At 67.8% G+C, this 25,601-nt stretch carries 17 protein-coding genes; 9 read left to right on the top strand and 8 right to left on the bottom strand.

What is annotated here, in order from left to right; all coding sequences use genetic code 11:
* The first annotated feature begins 603 nt into the window (after positions 1–603).
* The 3 genes from MBR110_RS17770 to MBR110_RS17780 all read left to right on the top strand — a co-directional run bounded on the left by MBR110_RS17770 (position 604) and on the right by MBR110_RS17780 (position 5,216).
* Positions 604–2,379, top strand: a complete 1,776-nt coding sequence (locus MBR110_RS17770) for a serine aminopeptidase domain-containing protein (RefSeq protein WP_059463832.1) — start codon at positions 604–606, stop codon at positions 2,377–2,379.
* Positions 2,380–2,734: 355 nt separating this feature from the next.
* Positions 2,735–3,925: a glycosyltransferase family 4 protein gene (locus MBR110_RS17775; protein ID WP_181709505.1), complete on the top strand. Its 1,191-nt coding sequence runs from the start codon at positions 2,735–2,737 to the stop codon at positions 3,923–3,925.
* A gap of 37 nt (positions 3,926–3,962) precedes the next feature.
* Positions 3,963–5,216, top strand: a complete 1,254-nt coding sequence (locus MBR110_RS17780; protein WP_059890591.1) for an oligosaccharide flippase family protein — start codon at positions 3,963–3,965, stop codon at positions 5,214–5,216.
* A 127-nt stretch (positions 5,217–5,343) separates the two neighbouring features.
* On the opposite strand, the gene MBR110_RS17785 is transcribed toward MBR110_RS17780, so the two are convergent.
* A complete protein-coding gene (locus MBR110_RS17785; protein WP_011882055.1) occupies positions 5,344–6,525 on the bottom strand; it encodes a polysaccharide biosynthesis/export family protein in 1,182 nt (393 codons plus the stop codon).
* 590 nt (positions 6,526–7,115) lie between these two features.
* Here MBR110_RS17785 and MBR110_RS17790 point away from each other — a divergent pair.
* The 4 genes from MBR110_RS17790 to MBR110_RS17805 all read left to right on the top strand — a co-directional run bounded on the left by MBR110_RS17790 (position 7,116) and on the right by MBR110_RS17805 (position 13,710).
* Positions 7,116–9,431 carry a GNVR domain-containing protein gene (locus tag MBR110_RS17790; protein ID WP_181709449.1) on the top strand — a complete coding sequence of 772 codons (2,316 nt, stop codon included), beginning with the start codon at positions 7,116–7,118 and terminating at the stop codon, positions 9,429–9,431.
* Between the two features lie 159 nt (positions 9,432–9,590).
* On the top strand, positions 9,591–11,015 hold the full coding sequence (locus MBR110_RS17795) for a DUF6418 domain-containing protein (RefSeq protein ID WP_011882057.1): 1,425 nt from the start codon (positions 9,591–9,593) through the stop codon (positions 11,013–11,015).
* A gap of 220 nt (positions 11,016–11,235) precedes the next feature.
* A complete protein-coding gene (locus tag MBR110_RS17800) occupies positions 11,236–12,381 on the top strand; it encodes an acyltransferase family protein (RefSeq protein ID WP_181709450.1) in 1,146 nt (381 codons plus the stop codon).
* 96 nt (positions 12,382–12,477) lie between these two features.
* The gene (locus MBR110_RS17805) at positions 12,478–13,710 is read left to right on the top strand and encodes a right-handed parallel beta-helix repeat-containing protein (RefSeq protein WP_181709451.1); all 1,233 of its coding nucleotides are present in this window, start codon (positions 12,478–12,480) and stop codon (positions 13,708–13,710) included.
* Between the two features lie 89 nt (positions 13,711–13,799).
* On the opposite strand, the gene MBR110_RS17810 is transcribed toward MBR110_RS17805, so the two are convergent.
* Positions 13,800–15,320: a mannose-1-phosphate guanylyltransferase/mannose-6-phosphate isomerase gene (locus MBR110_RS17810; protein ID WP_011882060.1), complete on the bottom strand. Its 1,521-nt coding sequence runs from the start codon at positions 15,318–15,320 to the stop codon at positions 13,800–13,802.
* A complete protein-coding gene (locus tag MBR110_RS17815; RefSeq protein ID WP_224019719.1) occupies positions 15,317–15,901 on the bottom strand; it encodes a drug:proton antiporter in 585 nt (194 codons plus the stop codon). Before MBR110_RS17815 ends, MBR110_RS17810 begins: the two co-directional genes overlap by 4 nt.
* A 278-nt stretch (positions 15,902–16,179) precedes the next feature.
* Between MBR110_RS17815 and MBR110_RS17820 the strand changes: the two genes are divergently transcribed.
* Both MBR110_RS17820 and MBR110_RS17825 read left to right on the top strand, forming a co-directional pair.
* A complete protein-coding gene (locus MBR110_RS17820; protein ID WP_059668324.1) occupies positions 16,180–17,412 on the top strand; it encodes a glycosyltransferase family 4 protein in 1,233 nt (410 codons plus the stop codon).
* Positions 17,413–18,109: 697 nt separating this feature from the next.
* Positions 18,110–19,501, top strand: coding sequence for a sigma-54 dependent transcriptional regulator (locus MBR110_RS17825; protein ID WP_011882064.1), 1,392 nt, complete (start codon positions 18,110–18,112; stop codon positions 19,499–19,501).
* Between the two features lie 45 nt (positions 19,502–19,546).
* Here the strand turns inward: MBR110_RS17825 and MBR110_RS17830 are convergent, their stop codons facing one another.
* Genes MBR110_RS17830 through MBR110_RS17850 form a run of 5 tightly spaced genes read right to left on the bottom strand, consistent with a single transcriptional unit; the run spans position 19,547 to position 25,491 of the window.
* On the bottom strand, positions 19,547–21,988 hold the full coding sequence (locus MBR110_RS17830) for a glycosyl hydrolase 2 galactose-binding domain-containing protein (protein WP_226111571.1): 2,442 nt from the start codon (positions 21,986–21,988) through the stop codon (positions 19,547–19,549).
* 29 nt (positions 21,989–22,017) lie between these two features.
* A complete protein-coding gene (locus tag MBR110_RS17835) occupies positions 22,018–23,073 on the bottom strand; it encodes a DUF1839 family protein (RefSeq protein ID WP_181709453.1) in 1,056 nt (351 codons plus the stop codon).
* Positions 23,070–24,050 (bottom strand): amino acid--[acyl-carrier-protein] ligase, encoded by a 981-nt coding sequence (locus MBR110_RS17840; protein ID WP_041494149.1) that lies wholly within the window; start codon positions 24,048–24,050, stop codon positions 23,070–23,072. Before MBR110_RS17840 ends, MBR110_RS17835 begins: the two co-directional genes overlap by 4 nt.
* Positions 24,047–25,243: an acyl-CoA dehydrogenase family protein gene (locus MBR110_RS17845; RefSeq protein ID WP_011882068.1), complete on the bottom strand. Its 1,197-nt coding sequence runs from the start codon at positions 25,241–25,243 to the stop codon at positions 24,047–24,049. The genes MBR110_RS17840 and MBR110_RS17845 overlap by 4 nt, the downstream gene beginning before the upstream one ends.
* On the bottom strand, positions 25,240–25,491 hold the full coding sequence (locus MBR110_RS17850; protein WP_011882069.1) for an acyl carrier protein: 252 nt from the start codon (positions 25,489–25,491) through the stop codon (positions 25,240–25,242). Before MBR110_RS17850 ends, MBR110_RS17845 begins: the two co-directional genes overlap by 4 nt.
* Positions 25,492–25,601: the final 110 nt, after the last annotated feature.

The following is a 25,601-nucleotide window of genomic DNA, read 5'->3' on the forward strand; positions in this document are numbered from 1 at the left end:
ACCGGCCGCCGAAACGCCGTTGGTGCACTGCGACGAACGTAAGTGAGGTGGCTCACATACGCATCGCGCGGGACGGTATTCAATCGCGTGATGCCGCATCGCCGTGTTCGCGCCGGATGATGTGGTTTGAAAATGTAATGTGCCGTACCGAATGTGGCGGGATCGAATGGCCTAATCGCCGCGTGGGAGCAGGCCGAGTGCCAGGCCTGCGACGCCGATTTCGCGAGCGCGTAACGGCTATGTGGCGCAGCACGAATCAAACAATTGCAAAGACCAAGCTCAACCCAGAGGCGCCTGCACGTCAGGTGATGCTCGACAGACACGCGCGGCCCGCTCGGGCATGCGGGTGTTTTCATATACGGGTGTATTCGTGGGAACCCAAATCGATACGCAAGGACGGAGCCGGCTACGGGGATACGGCTCAACGCGTCGCAACGTCAGTCGTTCCCGATCCGTCGAATGCGGCTGCCCGGGCATGCGAGTGTGCTTCGCGCACACGCTGCGGCTGCGCCCGCCGATGTACGTGCAATGCTGTTCCCGGCCCGGCCGCTCGCCCCGAGGCGGAGCGCCGGCGCATCGGGCGTTCAGCGCGAGGACCGCATCATGATGCCGATTCAGTTCGACGGTTGTGTCGGCTGGCTTCACGCGGGCGATCGGTCGCATGGGATCGTGATCTGCGAGCCGCTCGGCCACGAGGCGTTGTGGCTTCACAAGCTCGTGCGCTCGCTCGCCGAGCGCCTCGCGGAGCGCGGCTTTCCGGTGCTGCGATTCCATTACCCGGCGAGCGGCGACTCGCTCGGCGACGAACACGATGCCGAACGCTTCGACCGCATGCTCGCGAGCGTCCGGCATGCGGTCGACGCACTGCGCGAGCGCGTCGCCGTCGATACGCTGTCCGTCGTCGGCATGCGCGCCGGTGCCACGTTGGCGTTGCTGGCCGCGGACGGCATTCCCGAATTGACCCGCTTCGTCGCGCTGGCGCCGGTGGTGCGCGGACGCGGCTATCTGCGCGAGCTGTCGCTCGTCGCACAAAGCTGGCTCGACAACGTATCGCCCGCGGTGCGCGACGCGGTTCGCGACGAACGGCCGCTGCGCGTGCTCGGCCATGTGTATCCCGAAGATCTCGTCGCGCGCCTGCGCAGCATCAATCTGAGCGAGTGCGTCGCACGCGCGCGCGTGTTGCCCGCGCGCGCGTTACTCGTCGATGCGCCCTACGGCGACGGCTCCGCGCTCGCGGATGCGTTTGAGGCGCGCGGCGTGTCGGTGGAGATGCGCACCTGCGCCGACTGGGGCGGCATGATGCGCGAGCCGGTGTGGTCGCGGCTGCCCGCCGGCTTGCTCGACACGGTCGTGAACTGGATCGACGACGGCACCGACGGTGGCGTACGCGGGCCGCTACCCGGCGCCGGGCCGGGCGTGACGTTGACGGCGCAGAGCAGCGTCGAACGTATCGTCGCCCTCGAGCCGGCTCGAATGATCGGCGTGCTGTGCGAGCCGGCCGGCATGGTCCGGCGCGCTGCCGCACCGACGCTGCTGATCGCCAATACGGCGACCAATCCGCGTGTCGCCGACGGTCGCTTCGCGGTCCGGCTTGCGCGCTCGCTCGCGGCGGCGGGGATCAGCAGCCTGCGCATCGATTCGACCGGCGTCGGCGACAGCGGCCCGCGCGCGACGGACGATCAGTCGAACATTCCGTACTCGGATCAGGCGATCGCGGATGTCGTCACGGCGGCGCGCTGGCTGAACGCGCACGGGCATCGCGAGATCGTCGCGTTCGGCATCTGCTCCGGCGCGTATGCGTCGCTTCATGCGGCCGCGCGCGAGCAACTGGCCGGCGTGATCGCGGTGAATCTGCCGGCGTTCGTCTGGCCGCGCGGGCAAACGCTCGCCGATGCATTGAACAACCAGACGAATTCGATGCGCGGCTACTGGGCGTCGCTACGCTGCGGTCGCAAGCTGCGCCGGCTGCTGACCGAAGGACGCGACCTGCGGCCGGTGCTGCGTGCGATGTTCCGGTTCGCCGCGGGTGTCGCGACGGGGCCGCTCAAGCGTGTCGGCGAACATCTCGGCTGGCGCCCCGGCAAGGACACGCCGCGCGGCTTGCTGCGCGACATGTCGGCGCGCGGCATCCGCACGCATCTGGTCTACGGCACCTTCGACCCGGGCGTCGACGTGCTCGTCCGCCACTTCGGTCCTGCGGCGCATGCGTTCGCGCATCTGCCGAACGTGTCCGTCGACATGCAGGACGCGCTCGATCATTCGTTGCACGGCGATGCCGCCGCGCAGTACGTCGTCACCCGCTGCGCGACGCTGCTGTCCGGCTGGGATGCGCCGGCCGAACTCGCCATGCCCGCGCAGCCCGAGCACGCACCGCTGTAGCGCGCTTACGGAACATTCGAGCGGCACGTTCGCGCGGCATGCGGCGATCGCATCGTCGCAGCCGCCCGTACGCTTCGCGAGCCGCATCGCCGCAGCACGGCGCCTGCCGCCAACGTAACCGGACGAACAGATCGCGCGCGTCGGCGGCCGTATCCTGACGCTGTCGAATTTTCATGCGAGCCTGTTCGCAGGCGCAGCCGCGACCCCGCCCAGGAATGACAATGAAGCAAGCGTGCCGGAAACATCGGAAGTGGAAAGGCCGTCACGGCGAGCGCGCGATGCGCGCGCGCTTCGACGCGTCGGCGCACGACGCGGCCTCGCGCGCCCGGCATTGCGGCGGCCGGGGGCGAGCGTGATGCGCGTGCTGGTGATCAACGACTTCGCGCGCAAGGGCGGCGCGGAGGAGGTGTACCGGCTGTCCGCCGACGTGCTGCGCGCACGCGACGGCGTCGCAGTCGAGACGTTCGATCAGCAGGCGGTGCCCGAGCTTGCCGGCAGCGCGCGCGCGCATGCGTGGTCGCCTGCCGCCGCCCGCGCGCTCGACGCGCTGCTCGACCGGTTTCGCCCGCAACGCATCCTCGTGCACAACTACCACAACCTGTTGTCGAGCGCGATCCTGCCCGTGCTCGCGCGCTACAAGCGCCACGCAGATTGCGGCCTGTTCATGACCGCGCACGACTACCACCTGCTGTTCTACAACCCGAGCCTGCTCGTCTATTCGCGCGGCCGCGCGCAGCCGTTGTCGATCGAACGATTGCGCAGCCGCCGGCGCATCGCGATGACGGCCAGCCCGCGCGGCTTCGTCCACGACGTCGTGAAGAAGCTGCACTGGCATGCGGTCGATACGCTGTTCGATCCGCTGGGGTTGTTCGACGAGATTCTGTGTCCGAGTCCGTTCATGCGCGATCTGATCGCGCAGCGTGGTCGCGCCCGCGCGACGCTCGTGCGCAACCCGATCGATTCGACGCTGGTGCCGCGTCCGCCGAAACCGCCGCGCGGCGAGCGGCTCGATCTCGCCTTCGTCGGTCGCGTGGACTGGGACAAGGGCCTCGCGCCGTTCCTCGCGCTGATGAGCGGGCCGGCCGGCGATGCGATCGCGTCGCTGACCGTCTACGGCGACGGATCGGAGCGCGGCGAGCTGGAGCGGCAATACGCGGCGCTCGTCGAGTCGGGGCGGTTGCGTTTCGCCGGCCGCGTCGACCATGCCACGCTGTTTGCCGCGCTCCCGCTCCATGACGCGCTGATCTTGCCGTCGATCTGGGCCGAGAACGCGCCGCTCGTGATCGTCGAGGCTGCGATGCTCGGTTTGCCGGCGCTCGTCCACGACATCGGCAGCCTGTCGACGTTCGGCGACGAGATCGGCCACAAGATTCTCTACCGCAACACGCCCGACGGCTTCGCGCGTGCGCTCGCCGAATTGCGCACGCATCTCGCTATCGCCGATCGTCGCTACGACTGGTCGCCTTACTCGGTCGAGTGCTACGCCGCGTCGCTGTGTGCGGTGCTCGGCATCGACGCGCACGCACCGCGCGCGCGTGCGCCTTGACGGTCGGCACACCGTTCTCTCACCGCCAGAAAGCCCGATGACCGCTGTTCGAAAAAACTTTGCGTTGTTGTTCGCGCTGCAAATCTCGACGTATGTCGTGCCGCTCGTGACGCTGCCGCTGCTGACGCGCGTGCTCGGGCCGCAGCAGTATGGGCGGCTGTCGTTCGTCCTCGCGGTCACCACGTATTTCATCAATCTGGCCAATTACAGCTTCGACCTGACGGCGACGCCGCGCGTCGCGCTCGCGAACGGCAAGCTGGAGCGCTCGCGCATCTTCTGGGCGACCGTCAGCGCGCAATGGGCGATCACGGTCGCCGGGTTTGCGGTGCTGCTCGCGTTGACGCTGCTCGTCCCGCATTTCGCGGCGGAACGCACGGCGCTGCTGATCGGGTTCGGGATGGCGGTCGGCGCGGCGCTGACGCCCGGCTGGTACTTTCAGGGCATCCAGAAGTTGAGCGTCTACAGCGTCACGGTGGTCGTGTACCGCGCATGCAGCGTCGTCGCGTTCTTCGCCTGGGTGCGCACGCCCGACGATCTGCTGCACGCGGTCGCGATCAACGCGGCGGTGCCGGTGCTGTGCGGCGTGACGTTGCTCGCGTACCTGTTCCTGCGGCGCGAGGTCGACAGCGTGCGCGTCGGCGTGGCCGACATCGCCGCCGCGCTGAAAGGCGGCTCGCAGGTGTTTCTCGCCTCGACGTCGATCTCGTTCTACGCGTCGACCAACACCGTGTTGCTGAGCATCGTCTCGGGCAGTGTCGCGGCCGGCTATTTTGCCGCCGGCGACAAGCTGATCCGCGCCGCGGTCGGGCTGCTGCAACCGCTGAGGGCCGCCACCTATCCGCACGTCACGTACTTGATGCACCACGCGCGCGACGACGCGTTCGCGTTCCTGCGCAAGCTGATCGTGCTGCAGGGCGCGCTGGTGCTGGTGATGTCGGCGACGATCTACGTATGCGCGCCGTTCGTCGTCAGGATGCTGTACGGCGGCGCGTTCGCGCCGACGGTCGGCGTGCTGCGCTGCCTCGCGCTGGTGCCGTTCATGGCCTGCATGACCGACCTGTTCGGCGTTCAGACGATGCTGCCGATGGGCATGAAGCGCACTTTCAGCATCATCCTGATTTCGTCCGGCGCGCTGAACGTGACGCTGCTGCCGCCGCTCGCGATGCTGTTCGCGGAACGCGGTGCGGCCATCGCGGTGCTGATCGCCGAATCGGCCGTGGCGGTCGCGCTCGCATACGTGCTGTGCCGCGAACGCGTGGGCCTGCTGAACCTGTCGGCGCGTTCGGGATGACGCGATCATGCGCGGGGTGGGGTGGTAGGGAGGACGGTGAGGGCGTGACGCGCCGGATCTCCACGCGGCCTCGGTGCTGCGCCGGAAAGGCGGCGCGCACTGCCGCCGCCTTCCCGCGATCCGCCGCTTACTTCGTGATGAGCGCGCCGGTCAACCCGGCGCTGATGGCCGGCAGCAGCAGGTTCAGCACGCGGCTCGCGCGGACCAGCCCGGTATTGTCGACATAGACGATGTCCTTCGACGCGAGCGGAAACTGGTTCGCGAGCAGCATCGAAACGGGTGACTCGAGGTCGAGGTGATAGATGACCGGCGGGCTGTCGGCATCCTTGCGCAGCACGAATACCTGTCCGGCGTTCGACGTCTGCTGATTCAACTGGCCAGCCTCGGACAGCGCCGCGCTCAACGTGAGCGTGCCGTCGCGCTGCGGCGGCACGGCCAGCGGCTTGTTCACTTCGCCCATCACGTACACGGGATTGTCGTCGCGCGCGGCCACGTGCAGCAGGTCGCCCGGCTGCAGCATGATCGCGGCGGGGCTGCGGCCGGTCTTCGTCATCTGCGCGACGTTGACCGGATAGATCGTGCCGTTGCGCGTGATCGTCACGCGGCTCTGGTCGGCGCTCGGCGCAAAGCCGCCCGCGCGATTGACGGCTTCGACGAGCGTCATCGGGATGTCGTTGATCGCCTGCGAGCCGGGCGCGCGCACTTCGCCGTCCACATAGATCTGCTCCGCGCGGAACGACGCGACGCGCACGGTCACCTGCGGCTTGATGAACACCTTGCGGAGTTCGGCGTCGAGCTCGCGCTGCACCTGCGCGGCCGTCTTGCCGGCCGCGTGAATCGGCTGCGGCACGAAGGGAAACTGCACGTTGCCGTCGCTGTCGACGACGAAACCGGGCGCCGCGTCGGACGGCCTGGTATTCGGCGTCGGCTGGCCGACCGCGGCCGCGAATTCGGGGTGATCCCAGACGGTGATCTGCAGCACGTCGCCGGGGCCGAGCTTGTAGCCGCTCGGCTTGCCGAGCAGATTGCCGGGGATCGGCGCGGCGGTATGACCTTTCTGGGCCGCATGGATCTGGCCGATCAGCGTCAGATCAATCTGTTTGACCGCGACCTTCATGTCGCTCGTCACGTCGCCGTTGTCGGCCGTCGTGACCGGCAACGCGGCCGGCGCGGTCATGTGCTGGCCCGGCGCCATTGCGCAGGCGGACAGCAGCGCGGCAAGCGCCACGGCGAGCGCGACGCGCGTCTGTCGCAGCGGCGCATCGTTGCGCGTCGGCGCGAGCGTATCGGATAGCGAGTGGTTGTTCATGTCGTCATTCGCGATGGTAGACAGAAGAGCATTGCGCGACGTCTCTCAAGTGCTGCGTCGCTTCGGTTCGAAGCGACGCAGCACGGACGCCGACGCGACACGATGTTGCCCGGCGCGCGATCGGCCATTCGGGTTGCCGGCCGGCCATGACCCGGATTCGAATCAAGCGGGCGATTGCACGTCGTTTGATAAAGACCGTTAAATCGAGGTGAAGCGACGGACGAACGAGATGGAATCGCGCGCTCGTGAAACGGCACCGGTTCTTGATGTCATCGCTTGCGCGCACGTTTAACAACAGGCCACCCAACATAGCATGAGACCGGTCGGCGACCCAGTGGTCGGCGCACTGAGTGGCCATTAATGTAAGCCATCGCACTTAGTGGGCGGCGGGTTTAACGCATAGTGGCTCGGGTAAACAGAATCAATGGCGTTTCGTGGGCGGCGGCCGGCGCGTGCATGCTTCGCCGGCCCGCCATCCGGTGCGGCGCAGGCGCGCCGGCGGGCCGTGCCCGGACGAGCCGCGCGGCACGGACGGCCATGCGCGTACCGTCGCCACCCGCCTGTGTGGGCAGCAATTTGGGAGCATATGCATGACATTGGATAGAGCCGCATCTAATGAATACCGGGACGGAGCGGGCAGTATTTCCCGCGACGCACCGCGGTTTGCGCTGACCGAATTGCTGGAGAACGTGCTCGATTATCGTTATGCATTTATTTCGGTCTTTCTGGGCTGTTTTTTATTGGCATTGATTTATGCCGTTTCGGCTGCGCCGGTTTACTCCGTCGATACGCTGATTCAGGTTCAGGAAAACAAACATAGCGCGTTGGGCGCGCTTTCCGAAATATCGAACGCACTCGACATTCAGAACTCTGCGGTAATCGGCGAAATCGACGTCGCGCGTTCGCGCACGGTCGTCACGCAAGCCATCGAAGAAACCGTCGCGCAGGCCGAGGCGACCGTCGGCAACCGGATTCCGCTCGTCGGCGGGTTCGTCGAATCGGTGTTGCCGAAGGACGCGGACGGGCTCGTCATCGCGCCGTTCAGTACGCCGTTCTTCGCCTGGGGCGGTGAGCGCATCGAATTCCACAGGTTCGACGTACCGGAATCGCAGATCGACAAGAAGCTGGAGCTCGATTATCTGGCCGGCAACCGGTTCTCGCTGAAGGACAGCGACGGACAGGAAGTGCTGAAGGGCGTAATCGGCAAGCCGAGCGAAGCGAACGGCTATCGCGTCGACATCGCGCGCATCGTCGCGCACGCCGGTACGGAATTCCGCGTACGGCGGGTGACGACAGCCGAGCGCCTCGATTCGGTCCTGACGAAGCTGGCGGGCGCGGAAACGAAGCGGCAGTCGGGGATCATGCAGCTCAGCCTCGAAAGCCGTGACCCGGTGTCCGCCGCGCGGCTGCTCAATGCGATCGCCGCCGCTTATCTCGACGTGAACGCAAGGCGGCGTTCCGAGGACGCCGAGCACAGCCTCGCGTTCCTCGAGACGCAACTGCCGGTGGTGAAGGCCCGTCTGGAGCAGGCGGAGCAGGCGCTGAATTCGTTTCGCAACGCGCAGGGCTCGATCGATTCGCAGGGCGACGTGAGGTTGCTGATCGATCAACTGGCGCTCGTCGACAAGGCGCGGCTCGAGGCCAAGCTCGAGTATCAGGACTTGTCGTCGAAGTACGTTGCCGGGCAGCCTCAGCTGACCGCCGTCGTCAACAAGCTGAAGACGCTCGATCAGCAGTCGGCCGAGTTGAAAGACAAGGTCGCGCATCTGCCTTCTCAGCAGCAGACCTATCTGCGGCTCGCCCGCGATGTCGAGGTCAACAACCAGCTGTACGTCGGCTTGCTGAACAACACCCAGCAGCTGCAGATCGCGAAAGCAGGCACGGTCGGCAATGCGTCGATCGTCGACAAGGCGGTTCCGACCGACAAGCCGATTCGCCCGAAGCGGATGCTCGTGCTCGCACTGGGCGCCGCGGTGGGCCTGATCTTGGGCGCCGCGGCCGCGCAAGGCTACGCGTGGTTCTTCCGGCGCGTGCGCGATCCGAAGCATCTCGAGGCGGCGGTCGGCGTCCCGATGCTCGGCATACTGCCGTCGTTGCCGCAGCCGGTCGATGGCGATGCGCACGGTCGCTCGGCGTCGGTCGCCGTCAGGGACGACCCCGACACGCCGCTCGTCGAAGCGCTCGCCAATCTCGCGTTGCTGCTGCGTTGCAAGACGGGCGTCGAGCACGGCCGCTCGAAGACGGTGCTGATCACGTCGCCGGAGCCGGGGCAGGGCAAGTCGATGATCGCCGCGAACCTGGCGTGCCTGTTCGCGGAAGACGGCCTCAAGACGTTGCTGCTGCGCGCCGACGCGCGGCAATCCGGCATCGAGCACGCGCTGCGGGTGAAGGCGGACCGAGGCTTGTCGGACGTACTGAAACAATCGCTGGATCCCGAGCGGGTGATTCGCCGCGTCGACGAAAACCTCGACGTGCTGCCGGCCGGGACCCACGCGCAGCCCGCGCGCAATTTGTACGGCGCCGACAAGCTCGACGCGCTGCTCGCACGACTGCGCAGTCAATACGACATGATCGTCGTCGACGCGCCGCTGACCCGTCCGGCCGCCAACGTCGCCATGTTGGCGCGGTTCGCCGACATCACGCTGATGGTCGCGCGGCAGGGCTCGATCGGCAGCGCCGACGTTGCGGAAGCGGTCGAGAACCTGCAACGGATCGGCGCGAAGGTCGACGGCCTCGTATTCAACGGTTTCGATCCTTCGCCGCTTCGCTACGGTTATTACGCGAACGCGTATCGCGATGCGAAGGGGCCGCGCGCGCAGCCGGACCGTCGCGACGTTGCGGCCGAGACGTTCCTGTTCAGGGCATGGACGCGCGTAAGAAAGGAACTGCTCGGCAAGGCTGCGTGACGGCGATCGCCACGGAGCGCGACACATGACCGATCGCAACGGGATGGACCGCGCGCGGCAGCCGGGCGCGCCTTACCGGCCGCAACGCGCGGCGCCGACGGTCGAACGCAACTTCGGGTTGCAGCAGCATGAATCAGCATGAGCCATGCATGAGCCAGCATGAATAGAACCACGGGAACGATGGGCGGCGGCCGCGGCGTCGCTTCTGCGAGCGGCGTGATGTTGCTGACGCTGTTCGCGCTCGCGCTGCTGTTCAATGCGGCGATGCCGGCGCTCGGCCTGAAAGAATCGAGCGCGCTGTGCACGCTGCTGTTGGCGACGGCGGCGCTGGTCGGCCTGGTCAGGTCGCGGCCGGTGTTCGCGGTGTCGATGCTGTACGTGCTCGCGATCGGCATGACCGCGTTCCTCGCCGGCGTGGGGCTCGAGAACGGCGGCTATCTGACGGAAACGGACGTGATCGGCGACGCGACCGGCGCGTTCAGCCGGCTGCTGTCGTTCTATGTGATTTTCGTGGTCTGTGCGCTCGTTGCGTTCGACCGGTTCCTGGACGAGCGTCCGGTGCGCGTACCGATCAAGGCGCGGATCACGTTGCAGCCGCACAGCATCGCGATCGGATTCGTGCTCGCGGCGACGATCATCGCGATCGGCGTGCTCGCCGGGCTGACGTCCGGGTTCTCGCTGTTTTCCGGCATCAACCGCTATGCGCTGCGCAACGACTCGTCGAACGGGACGATGTTCAACCTGTTCCTGAACAACCAGTCGTTCATGGGCTTCCTGCTGGGCACGATCGCGACCAGCCCCGACAAGCGCATCCGGGCGGCCGCGATCCTGACGATGGCGGTCGATCTCGCGCTCAACGTGATGCACGGCGAGCAGTTCATGGCCGTGCTGCACATCGGGCTGTGCTCGCTCGCGCCGTTCATCGCGATCCATGCGATGAACGGCAAGCCGGTCGTGCGTTATCTGGGCATCGGCGCGGGCCTCGCGCTGTTGCTCGGCGCCGTGTCGATCATCTACTCGTATCGCGGTCAAGGGCTGGAAGTGGCTGACATGCTGTCGTCGCGCTTCCTGCTGCAAGGGCAGCCGTGGTACGTGGTCGACAACGACGCCCATATGTTCACCGCGCCACGGCTCGGCGGCACCGATGCGTTCTGGCGTTTCGTGAGTTCGCTGCGCTCGTGGACCATGCCGACCTTCTTCGACGAATCCGAGCCGAGCGGCTTGCGCGATCTGATGATGTCGTACACCGAGCCGAGCGTGCTGCGCGCGTACATGTTCGACGACGTCACGTTCACGATGGGGAACATGGCCGTGCCCGTGTACTGGTTCGGCTATGCGGGCGGCGCGCTGTTCGTCGCGATGACGGGGCTGGTGTATGGCGCGCTCGGCGCGCTGCAGATCCTCGTCGCGATGCGCGGCGGCGTCGTGATGCTGTGGCTCATCGCCAAGGTGTTCTCCTATGCGACGTTCGCGGTTCAGCAGGGCGAGTACTGGATGATGTTCGGCTCGCGCACGGCGTTTTACGCGTTGCTCGCGCTGATCTGGTGGTATTGCGTCGACGCGAGACATGCGCACGCCAGGTGAAGCACGGCGGGCGATGCCGGACGTCGCCGCCGCGCTCGTGTCGTCGTCGTCGCCACGCGGCGTGGCGCGACGAAGTTTTCAAAGCACGCTCGGCCGTGGCACGCAGGTGATCCGCCTGCGAACGGGGCGGGCGATTCCGTCTGCGTTGTCGGTGATCGGCGCCGGATGTTCCGATTCCCGTACGGGCAGCCCCGTGTGTTGAGCCGTCACCATTCCAGTCATGTCAACAGCGAAAGATCCGGAGCGATTTCAGCATATCGACGCGATGCGCGCGATTGCGGTGATCCTCGTCATATGGACGCATTACGCGGAGCGGTTCGTCGAAATGGCCGGCTCGCAGCAGGCGCTCGACGCGCTGCAGCGGTCGGTGAACTTCGGCCGGATCGGTGTCGTGATCTTCTTCGCGATCAGCGGCATGCTGATTCCGACCAGCCTGCACGGCGACCTCGGCCCGGGCACGAAGCGGTTCGTCATTCGGCGCTTCTTCCGGCTGTATCCCGCGTATTGGCTCGCATTGCCGGCCGGCTACTTCGTTCATTGGGTACTGTTCGACAAGACCATGGACGCGCACGGGATGCTGGCGAACGTGACGATGATCCCGGCTGCGTTCGGCGCGAGCCTGATCCTGCCGCATGGCTGGACGCTCGAGACCGAGCTGTATTTCTATGTCGTGTGCCTGCTTCTGTTCTGGTGCGGCTGGCTGCATCGGATGCTGCATTTGTGTGTCGTCACGGTCGCGCTGTGTGCGCTGTTCGCGTCGACGGTCGCGCTGCACGTGTTCCCGGCGGAAATGCTCAGTCAGTACAAGACGATGCCGTATCACCTCGGCATCATGTTCTGGGGCGCCTGTTTCCGCCAGGCCTATGACGCTCCGTCGAAACTGCTGCGTCTGCGGCTGGCCGCAAGCGGGCCGTTGTCCCGGCTGTCGATGACGTACCGGGCGGCGCTCGCGTACGTGACGATAGCGGTGGTCGGCGTCGCGCTCGCGGGCGCGATCGACGACTGGCGGCATCACAACGCGTTTCATCTGCCGATCTCGCTCGCATACATGATCGGCATCGCGGCGTTCGCGATGCTGGCGACTGTGCTCAAACTGCGCAACCGTCCGCTCGCGTGGATCGGCAAGATCAGTTACTCGGTCTATCTGTTGCACAGCCTTCCGCTGTTTGGGGCGTTCTGGTTGTGCCAGCGCTTTCATCTGGTCGGATGGCCGCTCGGCGTTTACATGATCGTGCCGATGCTGCCGTTGATCCCGTTGTCGTGGGCCGGTTACCTGCTGTGCGAAGCGCCGTTCGTGAAGCTCGCGCATGCACTCACGTCGCGGCGCGCGAGCGGTGTGCTCGCGACCGGCGAAGCGAATGGCTGAGCGGATCGAATGGCGGATTCGTCGAGGCGTCGGTTGAGCGGCGCTCGATCGTCTCGCCGACCGCCACGCGCGGCCGCTATGGAGAAACGTTTCGATATGCGCAGACCGGGATGCTTGTCTCGCGTGCTGGCCGGCATGACGCTGGCCGGCGCGCTCGGTGCACCGGCGCACGCGGACGATGTGTCGCGCGCGCCGGCACGCAGCGCGCGTCCCGCCGACAGCGCCAACGTTTACGTTCGTCCCGCGCCGAATGCGACCGACCAGGCGGACGAGCTGCAACGCGCGCTGGACGCGCTGCGGCCCGGTCAGCGATTGACGTTCGTGCCGGGGCGTTATGTCGTCGGCCGTTCGCTCGTCGTGCGGCAGCCGCACGTCCTGGTATCGGGTTACGGCGCGACGCTGAGCGCAACCGATGCCGCCGATCAGACGATCGAGCTGCGCGGCGACGGCACGACGCTCGCCGGCTTCCGCCTGAGCGGAACGGGCGCGACGCGCCTCGATACACCGGCGTCGACCAAGGTCGAGGTCACCGGGCGCGACGTGCAGGTGCTCGACAACGTGATCGACGGCGGCGCCAGCGCCGGCATCTTCGTGTTCGGCGGCGCGGATGTCGCGATCGTCGACAATCGCGTGCTGTCCACGCTCGCGGACGGTATCCACATCACGCACGGCGCGCGCAACGTGCTCGTCCGGCACAACGTCGTGCGCGACACCGGCGACGACATGATCGCCGTGGTCAGCTACGTTGCCGACGGCGCGTTGAGCCGCAACGTGCTCATCACCGGCAACGTGCTCGAAGGCAATGCATGGGGCCGCGGGATCACGGTGGTCGGCGGCGCCGACGTGACGATCTCGGACAACGTCGTGCACGACGTGCAGGTGAGCGCCGGCATCCTCGTCGCGCAGGAGGACAGTTACCACACCTATGGCGCGTCCAACGTCCGCATCGAGCACAACGTGATCGCATCCATCCAGACCGCGAGCGGGCGCAGCGATCCGCGGCCGCTCACGCAGCAGGCGGCGATCGACGTCAGCACGTGGTCGGGCACGGTGACGCGCGTGGCCGTGATCGGCAACCGCGTGTCGCATGCGCGGTTCGACGGCATTCGGTTGTGGGGCAACGTGTCGGGGGTTCAGCTTGCCGACAACCGCTTGTCGGAGATCGGCGGGATGCCGGTGCGGGTCGGTCCGGGACGCGATTGCACGGCCGCCGACGCGACGGCCGCACCGTGTGCGGGCGCACTGCGATCACGAGCGATCGCGCCTGACGTGGTTGGCGCGAACGTCGCGCTGCTGCCGCATGTGCGCGCAGTCGCGAGGCGCGAATGACGGCGGCAAGCACGGGTCGAGCGCCAGCGCGTAAGCAGCGTTAGCGGCGATACCGCGCGCCGCTCACGGCGCGCGGTATCGCCGCCGCGCTATGCCTGCTCCGCAGGCAGCGCGTCGACCGGCCGGCCGTACTGATCGTCGAACCGCACGATATCGTCCTCGCCGAGATAGTCGCCCGATTGCACCTCGATGATCTCGAGCGGAATCCTGCCGGGATTCTCGAGGCGATGCACTTCGCCGACCGCGATGTACGTCGATTCGTTCTCGCTGAGCAGAAACGTCTCGCTGCCGCGCGTGACGCGTGCGGTGCCGCGCACGACGATCCAGTGTTCGGCGCGGTGATAGTGCATCTGCAGCGACAGGCGCTTGCCCGGCTCGACGACGATCCGCTTCACCTGGAACCGCTCGCCGAGGTCGATCGAATCGTAGTGTCCCCACGGCCGCTGCACCTTGCGGTGCTCGATCGCCTGCGGCCGCCGGTCGTTCTTCAGCCGCGCGACGATGTTCTTCACGCGCTGCACGTCGTGCTTGTTCGCGACCAGCACGGCGTCGGGCGTTTCGATCACGACCACGTCCCTCATGCCGACGCACGCGACGAGCCGCCCTTCGGAGCGCACGAAACTGTCCTGCGTGTCCTCGAACACGATCGGGCCGCGCGCGACGTTGCCGTGATCGTCCTTCGGCATGATTTCCCAGATCGCGTCCCAGGTGCCGACGTCCGACCAGCCGGCCGCGAGCGGCACGACGATCCCTTCGATGCCGAGCTCGCCGTGTTCGGGCAAGCGCTCCATGACCGCATAGTCGATCGAATCGGACGGGCATGCGTCGAACGCGGCCGCATCGATCCGGAAGAACGGATCTTCGGCGATACCCGCGCGCCATGCCGCCTCGCAAGACGCATGAATCGCGGGCGCGAGCGCGCGGATCGCCTTCAACCAGACCGACGCGCGCGTGACGAAGATCCCGCTGTTCCACCAGTAATCGCCCGATTGCAGATAGCGCTCGGCGAGCGCCTCGTCGGGCTTCTCGACGAAACGCCCGATCGAATAGCCGCCCTGGCTACCGTGGCAGCCGTTGCGCGGCGCGCCGACCTGGATGTAGCCGTAGCCCGTTTCCGCGCGGCGCGGCAACACGCCGAGCGTGACGATCGCGCCTTCCTCTGCGTAACGCGCCGCGCGTGCGATCGCGTCCTGGAACGCGCCGACGTCGACGATCACGTGATCGGCCGGCATCACCGCGAGCACCGGATCGTCCGCGAACGCGCTCGCGTCGAGCGCGGCGAGCGTGAGCGCGGGCGCCGTGTTGCGCGGCGCCGGCTCGAGCAGGATGCGCGCCGGCGCGGCACGGTCGGTCACCTGCGCAGCGCTGAGCGTCCGATGCTGTTCGCTACAGACGAGCAGCAGCGTGTCGTCGAGCGACGCGTTCGCGATGCCGTTCAGGCGACGCGCGGTCGCCGACAGCGGCGATTCGTTCGACGTCAGCTCGATCAGCTGCTTCGGAAACTGCTCGCGCGACAGCGGCCAGAGGCGCGTGCCGGAGCCGCCGGCGAGGATCACGGGAAGGATGCGCGGCAGCGCGGGATCGGGGACTTGGCGAAGGGTGCGGATCATCGGTTGGCTCCGGAATCGGCGGCCAGTCGGCCATGAGCGCGGCCGTCGGCGCGCGCCTCTTCGTTGCGGTCGCGCTGCACCGACACCGCGCGAGACAGCAGCTGACGCAGCGCGCCGGCAGCGCGTTGCGCCGGGCGGATCATGCCGACGAACGGCGCGCCCTGATGGAGAAACGGACCGTAAGCCTTGCGGAATCCGAACTGCTTGTAGAACGCCTGCCGCGCGGCGGGCACGTGCGTGCGCAGCGCGGCATCGGGCCACGCGGCGTGCGCGGCGGTCAGCGCGCGTTCGAGCAGATGCTCGAGCGTATCGTCGTCGCGACACGCCTCGCTCGTCAGCACCTTGTCGATCACGACGTCGGGATCGATGTCGTCGCCGGGCAGGATGCGCGCGTAGGCCGCGACTTCGGCCGCGTCGCCGTGGCGCTGCGTCGCGTAGACGTGCAGTGCGCTGGCGTCCTTGCCGTCGATGTCCAGATGCGTATGCGCATCCTCGACCACCAGCACGGCGTTGCGCGCGCGCAGGATTGCGTAGAGATCGACGGCGCTCAGATGTTCGAATTCACAACAATGCCATTCCATGATGCGGTCCTCGCGTGAAGCATTCAACACGCAGTGCCGCACGGGCCGTGCGGCGCGTGCGGTGCGGCAACGTCGATGATCCGGATGCGCCGTATGCCGGTCTGTTCGAAAGCGTACTGACGCTACGTATACGTGCTGGAGCGCACAACGCGAACGGCGCAGTGTGCGGCAGCACACATCGGCCGCGCTGCTCCCTTCGGATAATTGCTGCAGACGGCCGGCGCACGAACCGTGTGGCCGGCTCATTGCGAACGTGAAGGAAGAACCAGGGGCCGCACTTGAAGATAGCGATCGTTCACGACTGGCTGGTGTCGCCCGGCGGCGCCGAGCGCGTGCTGGCACATATGATCGACTGCTTTCCGCAGGCCGACCTCTATAGCCTCGTCGACTTCCTCGACGATCGCGAGTGCCTGCGCGGCCGCGCGGTATGCACGTCGTTCATCCAGAAGCTGCCGTTCGCGCGCACGCGCTATCGCAGCTATCTGCCGTTGTTTCCGCTGGCGATCGAACAGTTCGACCTGTCTGACTACGACGTCGTGCTGTCGAGTTCATATGCGGTCGCGAAGGGCGTGCTGAGCGGCCCCGACCAGTTCCATGCGAGCTACGTGCATTCGCCGGTGCGCTACGCGTGGGATCTGCAGCATCAGTATCTGAACGAAGCCGGCCTCGCGCACGGCGCGAAGTCGGCGCTCGCGCGCGCGTTGCTGCACTACATCCGCAACTGGGATGCGCGCTCGGCGAACGGCGTCGATCGCGTGGCCGCGAATTCGCGCTTCATCGCGCGGCGCATCCGCAAGACCTATCGGCGTGACGCGACGGTGATCTATCCACCGGTCGACGTCGAGCATCTCGCGTTGTGCACCGACAAGGAGGCGTTCTACCTGACCGCGTCGCGGCTGGTGCCGTACAAGCGGATCGACCTGATCGTCGAGGCGTTTTCGCGGACGCCGGAGCGGCGTCTCGTGGTGATCGGCGACGGGCCGGAGATGGCGAAGATCCGCGCACTGGCCGGCCCGAACGTCACGCTGCTCGGCTATCAGCCGTTCGACGTGCTGCACGACCACCTGCAGCGCGCGCGCGCCTTCGTGTTCGCGGCCGAAGAGGATTTCGGCATCTCGCCGGTCGAGGCGCAGGCCTGCGGCACGCCCGTGATCGCATACGGCAAGGGCGGCGTGCGCGAGTCGGTGCGCGCGTGGCCGGGCGCGGGCGCTACCGGCCTGTTCTTTCGCACGCAGTCGGTCGACGCGCTGCTCGACGCGCTCGCGCGCTTCGAGGCGCTGCCGCGCGGCTCGATCAGCCCGCACGCATGTCGCGCGAATGCGGAGCTGTTCGGCGCGGCGCGCTTCCGGCGCGAGCTGACGCGCTTCGTGCTGGACGGCCATGCCGCGTTGCTGGACGAGATGGCCGGCGCTCCCGGCCTTGCCGATCTGGCCCAGCACGACGACGTGGCGGTCGACGGCCTCGCGCGCGACGGGCAGGCCGGGCGGCCCGCGGCGCTGGGGAGGGTCTGAGCGGCCGGGCGGCGGAGGCGATACGACGTGTAACAGTCGTGCGCGCTGCGCGCCGCCTGGCCTCGAAGCGGCGGCCCGGCCACGCCGGCAATTATGTGACGTGAGGGCGATGGTGGCGGTCGTTCTTGGGTATTTCGACAAAAATCGCGGATAATCCGCGGCGCGTATGTTGCGAAAATGTGGTATTCGCCACTAAACCTCTCGATTGTTCATGGATAATCAAAACTGGTGATCGAAAGTCGGCTGGAGGCGGCGTGCCGGCGCGGTTACCGCCGGATTCAGCATTATCTTTTGGTAACACGACCGTCCGGCGACCGGGTGTAAATTCGGGGCGGATGCAACGAGGCGGCTATTCCGGGAGCGATATGGCGGCCGGCGGTTCGGTATCGAGCACGGCTGTCGTGTACGACTCGACGCGACTGCAAGCGGAAATTCCGTTTACCGGCGTGCCCATTGGTAATGGCGTAATGGCGCGTCGCATGTAAGCCGGGACGTCGTGGCTTCGCGGCCGCACGTTCCTCTTCAAGTTCGATGAAAACGAGGCCGGATGACATTCGGCTCGACCTCCGGGGGTTCTCGCCGTGTGCAGTTTCGATCTTCGCCAAGGCTGCGGCAACGCAGCGCGGACCGGTGGCTATGCGCCGCCGCCCGGAGCGCACGCGAACGATTCGCGGAGAGGAGAAAGTGATGGTGCGCTATGAATATCCCAATAACGCGCGATAAAAGTGCCGGCGAAGGGAGGGCCAACGGGCAGCGTCCGCTGATCTACTGGACCCAGTCGCCGTCCGTCATGCTTCGCAAGGAACTGACGCGGCGCAACTGGAAGGTCACGGTAGTCGCGAACGCGAGCCAGTTGCGCGACACCTCCGGCGAAATCACCTGCGGCATCCTCGACCTGAGCGGCGGCCATGCCGACGCGATCGGCAGCATCGCGTCCACCTGTGCGTCGATGCGCGGCGTCGTGTGGGTCGCGCTCGTCGAGACCGGCCAGACGGCGTCGGCGAACGTGCGCGCGCTGTTGCGCGACTATTGCTTCGACTACATCACGTTGCCCGCGTCGCACCAAAGGATCGCGGATACCGTCGGCCATGCGTACGGCATGGAATGTCTGTTCGCGCGCGATCGCGAGCGGCTCGAATCGCAGGAAAACGGGATCGTCGGCACCTGCAGCGCGATGCTGCGGCTGTTCGACACGGTGCGGCGTTTCGCGCGCACCGACGCACCGGTGTTCGTGTTCGGCGAGACCGGCACCGGCAAGGAGCTGACGGCGGTCGCGATCCATCGTCATTCGGAACGGCGCAACGGCCCGTTCGTCGCGGTCAATTGCGGCGCGATTCCGCCGCACCTGTTGCAGTCGGAGCTGTTCGGCTACGAGCGCGGCGCGTTTACCGGCGCGAACGCGCGCAAGGTCGGCTACGTCGAAGCTGCGAACGGCGGCACGCTGCTGCTCGACGAAATCGGCGACCTGCCGCACGAGAGCCAGGCCAGCCTGCTGCGATTCCTGCAGGAGCGCTCGATTCATCGGCTCGGCGGCAGCGATCCGGTGCCGGTCGACGTCCGCATCGTGTCCGCGACGCACGTCGACCTGCGCGAAGCGATGGAGGAAGGGCGGTTCCGCGCGGATCTGTTTCATCGCCTCTGCGTGATGCGGATCGACCAGCCGCCGCTGCGCGCGCGCGGCAAGGACATCGAGCTGCTCGCGCATCACATGCTCGAGCGCTTTCGCAGCGACGCGCGCCATCGCGTGCGCGGCTTCTCGAGCGATGCGATCACCGCGCTCTACAAGCATGACTGGCCCGGCAACGTCCGCGAGCTGATCAACCGCGTGAGACGCGCGGTCGTGATGACGGAAGGACGTTTGATCACCGCGCACGATCTCGAGCTCGAATATTGCCTCGATGCGGCATCGCCGTCCGTGGCCGACATCCGCAAGTCGATCGAGCGCGAAGCGATCGAAACCGCGCTGCTGCGCACGCGCGGGCGCGTCGCCGCGTCCGCGCGCGAGCTCGGCGTGTCGCGCGCGACGCTGTATCGCTGGATGGAAGCGTACGGCATCGAGCGGCCGCGCGGCACGGGCTCGTCCGACTGACGCGCGACGGCCGCCGCTGCAGCGGGCGGTTCATTTCTCTCGGCGTCAGACGGCCAACGCTGCGCGTACCGTTCGCGCGGCGTTGACCGCGCGAATGTCGACGCTCGGCGGCGCGTCGTCGATGCGCGGCGTGCCGATAGGTTGCGGGATCAGCGCGACGCGCGCGGTCGCGCCGGGCGCGAGATGGAACCAGTCGTCGAGCGGCATGAAGCCCGGTGCATCGATCTGCACGTGACGCGCGACGTGGCGCGTGTCGATGTCGACGTGCCACGCGTCGCCGGCGCGCGACACGCGCGCTTCGATGCCCGGATCGCGTCGCGCGAACACGGCCGGATGCGTGCGCGACGGAAAGTGGAACGCCTGCGACAGCAGCGCGCCGTCGTCGCCGCGCAGCGACGCGACGACGGTGTCGTGCTCGCACGGTCCGAAGCGATACGCGTAGGTCCAGTCGAAGAAGCGCCCGAGCAATTCGGCCGAGCCGAGCCGCACCGCATCGTGCGCGGCGAGTCGAACCTGCCCGCCGCAGCGCGCGACCGGCGTGCGGCCGTCGCGCAACGCCACCAGCTCGACGCTCGCCGTCAGCGGCGCCGGGCGTTCGTTGATCACGTGCACGTCGAGGCCGTTCAGTCCTTCGTCGACCACGACGATCTGCACCGGCTGCAGCACCTGGCGCAGTGCATACCATCCCGATTTCGGCAGATGCGCGGCATCGAGCAAGCCCCATCCGGCGCCCGGCATCACGTCCTGGAACTGCCACACGAGCGCGCCCGCGCAGCGCGAGCCGGTGCGGCGCCACTCGGAGAACGTCTCGCGCATCACGTCGGCGATCACCGCGCGCGACAGTTCGAAGTAGCGCGCCGGGTCTTCGCGCCGCAGGCGCTCGGGCGCCACGTCGTACAGCGTGCGCAGATAGTGGTCGCGGACGTCGTCGAAGTCCCACGACGCGCCGGGATCGCGCGGGACGGCCGCCTTCCATCGCGGTTCGTGCGGATGCGGCCGGCCGATGCGCTCCAGCGTCGCATCGCACGGCACGTTCGCGAAGGCGAGGCATTCGCTCGCGAACCGCACGTCGGCGCGCCGCGCATCGTCGAGCGGCCGCAGGTATGCGCCGACGCCGTAGTAGTGCGACACGCGCTCGCGCGGCACGAACGGCAGCACGCCGCCGTCGGGCGAATCGGAGACGTACGGTACGTCGGGCCGCCATGCCGCGGCGCGGGCGGCGAGACGCTCGGCCGTCAATTCGACGGCGCGTTGTTTCGGGCCGAGCCCCGACATCGCCGCCTGTTGCGCGATCTCGCTGCCGCCGCACAGCACCGCAAGCGACGGCGATGCGCGGCGCCGCGCGAGGAACTGGTCGGCTTCCGCGTCGACGGCGTCGGCGAACGCGCGATCGTCGAGCGCGTAGTCGAAGTTCGCGAACATGAAGTCCTGCCAGACCATCAGCCCGAGCCGGTCGCACCAGGCGTGGAAGGCGTCGGCTTCGTAGGTCATCGTGCCGCCGACCCGAATCATGTTGAAGCCCGCGTCGCGCGCGAGGCCGAGCAGGCGCGCGTAGGTCGCATCGTCCGCATGCAGCGCGAGCGGCGCCGCGCTGCTCCAGCATGCGCCGCGCGCGAACACGGGCGTGCCGTTCACGCGCAGCCCGAAGCCGTTGCCGTCGTCGCCCGCGTGCTGCTCGATCGTGCGAAACCCGGTTGCACCGAGCACGATGCGCTCGGCGCCGACATGCAGCGCGATGTCGTACAGCACCGGTTCGCCGTGCGTGTGCGGCCACCAGAGCCGCACGTTCGGCACGGCGACGGTCGCAAGCAGCCGGTCGGCGCCGGCGCGTTCGAGCGTCGCGTGGTGCTCGCCGCAGGACAGCCTGGCCGCGAACGCGTCGGGCAGCGGTGCGGCGAACGTGAGCTCGGCGTCGAGCCAGCCGGTGTCGCCGTCGACGCGCGCATGCAGGTCGCAATGCGCGGGCACGGTGCCCTCGGCCGGGTCGAGCACGTCGACGGGCCGCCACGGACCGGTCGGCACGTGATGCGGAAACCAGCCGGGCATGTGTCCGAGCAGCGACGTGCGTACCGTGCGCAGCGTCGCCGGCTCCGCGAGCCGCGTGCGCCAGCGTGCGCGCCGCGCCGCGCGTGCGGTGCGCAGGTGCGGCGCGAGCGCGCGAAAACAGACGAACAACGTGTGCTGGCCGGCGAGCGTCACGCGCACGTCGTGCGTGACGAACATGCTGTCCGAGTGCAGGATCGGCGTGTCGTCGAGCCACGCTTGCGCGAGCGTCGCGAGACCGTGAAAGCGCAGCAGGCGCGCGCCGTGCCCGCGCAGCTCGACGCGATACCAGTGGTCGCGCTCGTCGAGCGACGCGGCCTCGTCGAGACGGCCCGCGACGGCGAGCGCCTGCGCGACGGTGCCCGGCACCGGCGCCGCGATCCACCCGGCGCCGGCCGGAAGATCGGACGGCGCGGGCGCCGCGCCTGCCGGCGTCGCGAGCATCGACCACGCCGGCATTGCCGACGCGCGCGTCACCGCGTCGCCGGCACGGCGGCCGCTTCGCAGCGAACGGGCGCCGGGTGCCGCAGCGGCGGGCTGATCTGCTGCGCGCATGCGATCAGGTCGGTATAGGCCGCTTCGATCGCGTCGAGCGGCGCATCGCCGCGCTCCTCCTTGCCGCGCGCGCAGGCACGCGCAAGCCGGAATTCGAGCACCATCGACTCCGCCGCGATGCGCTCGCACGCCGCGCGTATGTCGGCGAACGGGCCGATGCAGCCGCTCGCCTGCAGCCAGCGCGCGTAATGACCGAACAGCTCGAAGTTCGCGCCGAGCTGCCGCACCGAATTGAACGAGTACCCGTGGAAGCGCTCGAGCGGCGACGCGGCGAGCGACTTCGCATCGGCCTGCAACTGGCGGCGGAACGCCGCCACCGGATTGACCAGCGGCAGGCGCCGCAGATGCCGCTGCAAGGCGGCGAGCGACACGTCGCACAGCACGCGCTCGTCGAGCGGCGCGAAACGCCGCTTCGCGCACTCGACGTACGGCGGCAACGGCATCGGCGAGCTGCCGCCGACGAGCCCGTCGTAGTCGATCTCCTCGGCCACGTAATAGCCGCTGTTGTGGAAGTAGCCGAGCTGGCGGCGCACGCGGTCGATCGCGTCGATGCCGATCGTCGTCTTCGTATGCTGCGTGCGATAGGCGCTGCCGCGCGTATCGGGCAGGAACCACGCGTCGACCTCGACGATCATCAGATGGCCGCGCGCGACCTGCGTCTCGATGTGCTGGGCGAGCGGCTCGTAGATCGAGTGTTCCTGCACGACGATGCCGTACAGTCGTTCCAGCTCGTCGTGCGGAAACTTGAAGAACGTGAACTGGTCGCCCTCGAAGTCCATCGCGATCGTAAACGGCAGCGCCGCGTACGGATTGAGCCCCCACCAGCGCAGCACCTCGAGCCACATGTCGACGTAGCAGTTGGTCTGCTTCCAGACCATCTCCTGACTGTGCAGCGGGTGCGGCCGGTAGTGGCGCGCGCGATGACGCACGTCGTCGAACGACGCGTCCTCGCCGTCGCGTGACACGAAGCTCATCGCGTGCCCCACAGCGCGTCGCGCACGTCGGCCGGCCACGCGTCGAGGTCGAAGCCGTGATGGCGGAACAGCGCGAGCGTGAGGCGCTCGAGGCCGAAGCCGACGCAGCCCGTGTGCGCGACGTCGCCGCTCGCGGTGCGGATGTCCCACAGCAGCCCGAAGTGGTCCATGTGGTAATTGAAGCTCAGGCAGGCGGTCTGACGGCCGTCGTGCTCGATCGGGATCAGCAGCTCGAACTTGAGGTTCTGCTCGCGCTGGCTGTCGGCGACGATCTTGCCGCCGCGTCCGAAGAACGGGTCGTTCGCGAGATCGATTTCGTTCGGCAGGCGCAGCGCGTCGATCATCCGCGTACCGCGCTCCATCCAGGTGCGGCGGAACGCGACGATCTGCTCGGGCGTGCCGATTCGCACGTACTCGCGCATCCGGAACAACTGCATGCGGGTCGGGTCGAGCGACGGTTCGTGGCGGAAGCAGTACGAGAACACGTCGACGATGCGTCCGTCGTCGGGCAGCGCCCCGGCGCGCGCGACGACCGGATAGACGGGATAGCAGGCGGCCGGCGTCATCACGACGTAGGTCGGCTTCTGGCTTTCGGTCCAGTCTTCGCCGCGATCGAGGCATTGCAGCACGCGCTGGTGCCGCTGTTCGTCGCCGCAGAACGCGTGAACGCTGCCCGCGAGTTGCGGGAAGCTCTTCATGTATTCGCTGCGCTCGAACTCGGTGCGGCTCATCGCTGGCGGGAAGCGCAGGACCTCCGCATGCTGGTCGGCGCCGAGGCGCGTGACGAATGCGTCGAGCGCTTCGACGACGCGCTCGAACCGCTCGCTGCGGCCGAACAGGCCCTGGATGCCGGTCGACACCAGCAGGCCGGCGTCCACCAGTTCGTCGCGCAGCGGGTTCACGCCGGCGCGGTCGAGCGGCGCGTCGGCGGGCGTGGCGGCGGAGCCGGCCGAAGTCACGGAGAGGCGATCGTTCACGAGAGTTTCTCCAGCGTCGACGGACGCAAGGCGAGCAGCAGGTTCGAAGTGTTGGCGGCGATGCGGTCGTTGCTGATCATCAGCGGCGCGGCCTGCAGGTCGCGCAGATGGCGGCCGACGCTGTACGGTGTGCCGTTCTTGTAGCCGGCCATCCCGCAGATCATCATGGCCTGCTGCACGACTTCGAGCGCGGCCGTCGATACGTAAGTCTTCAGCGTGTTGACCTCGGCGGCCCACGCCATGCCGGCCGACCACGAACGCGCCGACGCGCAGCCGTAGAGGCGCAGCACGCTGTCGACGCGCGCCTGCATCGCCTGCATCAGGTCCAGCGATTCGGCGATCCGTCGTGCCGCGGGCGACGGCGCGCCGTCGGACTGACGCGCCTGCGCGCGGAAGAACTGATGCGCGCGCTGGAACGCGTCGCCGGCCACGCCGATCCACACGGCGGCCCACAGGATGTGCGACACCGGCACCATCGTCTGTTCGGCGATCTGCGCGAACGGCACCGGCGCGCACTGGACCGTCGCGCCTTGCGCCTCCAGCACGAAGCCGTTGCTGCAGGTGCCGCGCAAGCCGAGCGTGTCCCATTCGTTGCGGCGCGTGAGCGTATAGCCGTCGCGCAGCAGCGTCACGAGCACCTGTTCGGACGCCGGTGCGTCGGCGTCGCGGCGTGCGGTCGCGAGGATGCCGTCCGCGTAGTCGCCGTACGAGATCGCCGGCGCCGCTTTGCGCAGCCTGAACTCGCCGCCGTTCGTCTCGAGCGCGCACTGGCTCGTGCGCAGGTTGCCGCCGACGCCGTCTTCGGACGTCGCCGATGCAAGCAGCCATTGATGGCGCACGAGCTGCTGCAGGAACAGCCGATGCCATCCCTGGTCGGCCGCGTGATCGACGATGCAGGCAACCTGGATCTGGTGCATCGCGAACACCATCGCCGACGACGCACAGGCGCGGCCGAGAATCGAGCAGGCCGATGCGACGTCGGCGAGCGATGCGCCGGCGCCGCCCAGATGGGTCGGCACCATCGCGCCGAGCAGGCGGCGGGCGCGCATCGCCTCGATGGCCTCGACGGGACAACGGGCGTCGCGATCGACCGCATCCGCGTGTTGCGCGGCGACCAGCGCGACGGCGAGGGCGGCCTCGTCGAGCCGATACGCTTCGTCGGGGGGCGCGAGTTCGGGAAGGAGCGCGCTCATGCGGAATGCTCGGAGCGTTGGAGGCTGGCGACCGCGTCCGCGAGCGCGTCGACGCTGCGGAACAGGTTGCGGTTCAGCATCTCGTCGGGGATCTCGACGTTGAAGTGCTTCTCGATCGCGAGCATCAGCTGGATCGTGTCGAGCGACGAGAGGCCCGCGTCGTAAAGGTCGTCCCCGTCGCCGATCGAATCGATCGCGGCTTCGAGATTGGCGACGTGCTTCAGGATGGTTCTGATTTCGTTTTTCACGTGCTGCTCCGGCGTGCGTGGTGTCGTCCGCTCGGGCGAACGCGCGCAGCGCGCTGACATCCCCCCGGCAGTCCGGCATCAGTAGACCATCCGCATGCACGACGTTCTGT

Origin of the sequence: Burkholderia sp. MBR-1, assembly GCF_013822785.1 — a bacterium.
Lineage (GTDB): Bacteria > Pseudomonadota > Gammaproteobacteria > Burkholderiales > Burkholderiaceae > Burkholderia > Burkholderia vietnamiensis.

Bases quoted from the DNA above. Each gene is read 5' to 3' on its own strand.
- MBR110_RS17785 (WP_011882055.1), bottom strand. From the start codon at position 6,525: ATGAACAACCACTCGCTATCCGATACGCTCGCGCCGACGCGCAACGAT.
- MBR110_RS17800 (WP_181709450.1), top strand. From the start codon at position 11,236: ATGTCAACAGCGAAAGATCCGGAGCGATTTCAGCATATCGACGCGATG.
- MBR110_RS17775 (WP_181709505.1), top strand. From the start codon at position 2,735: ATGCGCGTGCTGGTGATCAACGACTTCGCGCGCAAGGGCGGCGCGGAG.
- MBR110_RS17795 (WP_011882057.1), top strand. From the start codon at position 9,591: ATGAATAGAACCACGGGAACGATGGGCGGCGGCCGCGGCGTCGCTTCT.
- MBR110_RS17830 (WP_226111571.1), bottom strand. From the start codon at position 21,988: ATGCTCGCGACGCCGGCAGGCGCGGCGCCCGCGCCGTCCGATCTTCCG.
- MBR110_RS17835 (WP_181709453.1), bottom strand. From the start codon at position 23,073: ATGAGCTTCGTGTCACGCGACGGCGAGGACGCGTCGTTCGACGACGTG.
- MBR110_RS17810 (WP_011882060.1), bottom strand. From the start codon at position 15,320: ATGATCCGCACCCTTCGCCAAGTCCCCGATCCCGCGCTGCCGCGCATC.
- MBR110_RS17815 (WP_224019719.1), bottom strand. From the start codon at position 15,901: ATGGAATGGCATTGTTGTGAATTCGAACATCTGAGCGCCGTCGATCTC.
- MBR110_RS17780 (WP_059890591.1), top strand. From the start codon at position 3,963: ATGACCGCTGTTCGAAAAAACTTTGCGTTGTTGTTCGCGCTGCAAATC.
- MBR110_RS17845 (WP_011882068.1), bottom strand. From the start codon at position 25,243: ATGAGCGCGCTCCTTCCCGAACTCGCGCCCCCCGACGAAGCGTATCGG.
- MBR110_RS17805 (WP_181709451.1), top strand. From the start codon at position 12,478: ATGCGCAGACCGGGATGCTTGTCTCGCGTGCTGGCCGGCATGACGCTG.
- MBR110_RS17790 (WP_181709449.1), top strand. From the start codon at position 7,116: ATGACATTGGATAGAGCCGCATCTAATGAATACCGGGACGGAGCGGGC.
- MBR110_RS17770 (WP_059463832.1), top strand. From the start codon at position 604: ATGATGCCGATTCAGTTCGACGGTTGTGTCGGCTGGCTTCACGCGGGC.
- MBR110_RS17825 (WP_011882064.1), top strand. From the start codon at position 18,110: ATGAATATCCCAATAACGCGCGATAAAAGTGCCGGCGAAGGGAGGGCC.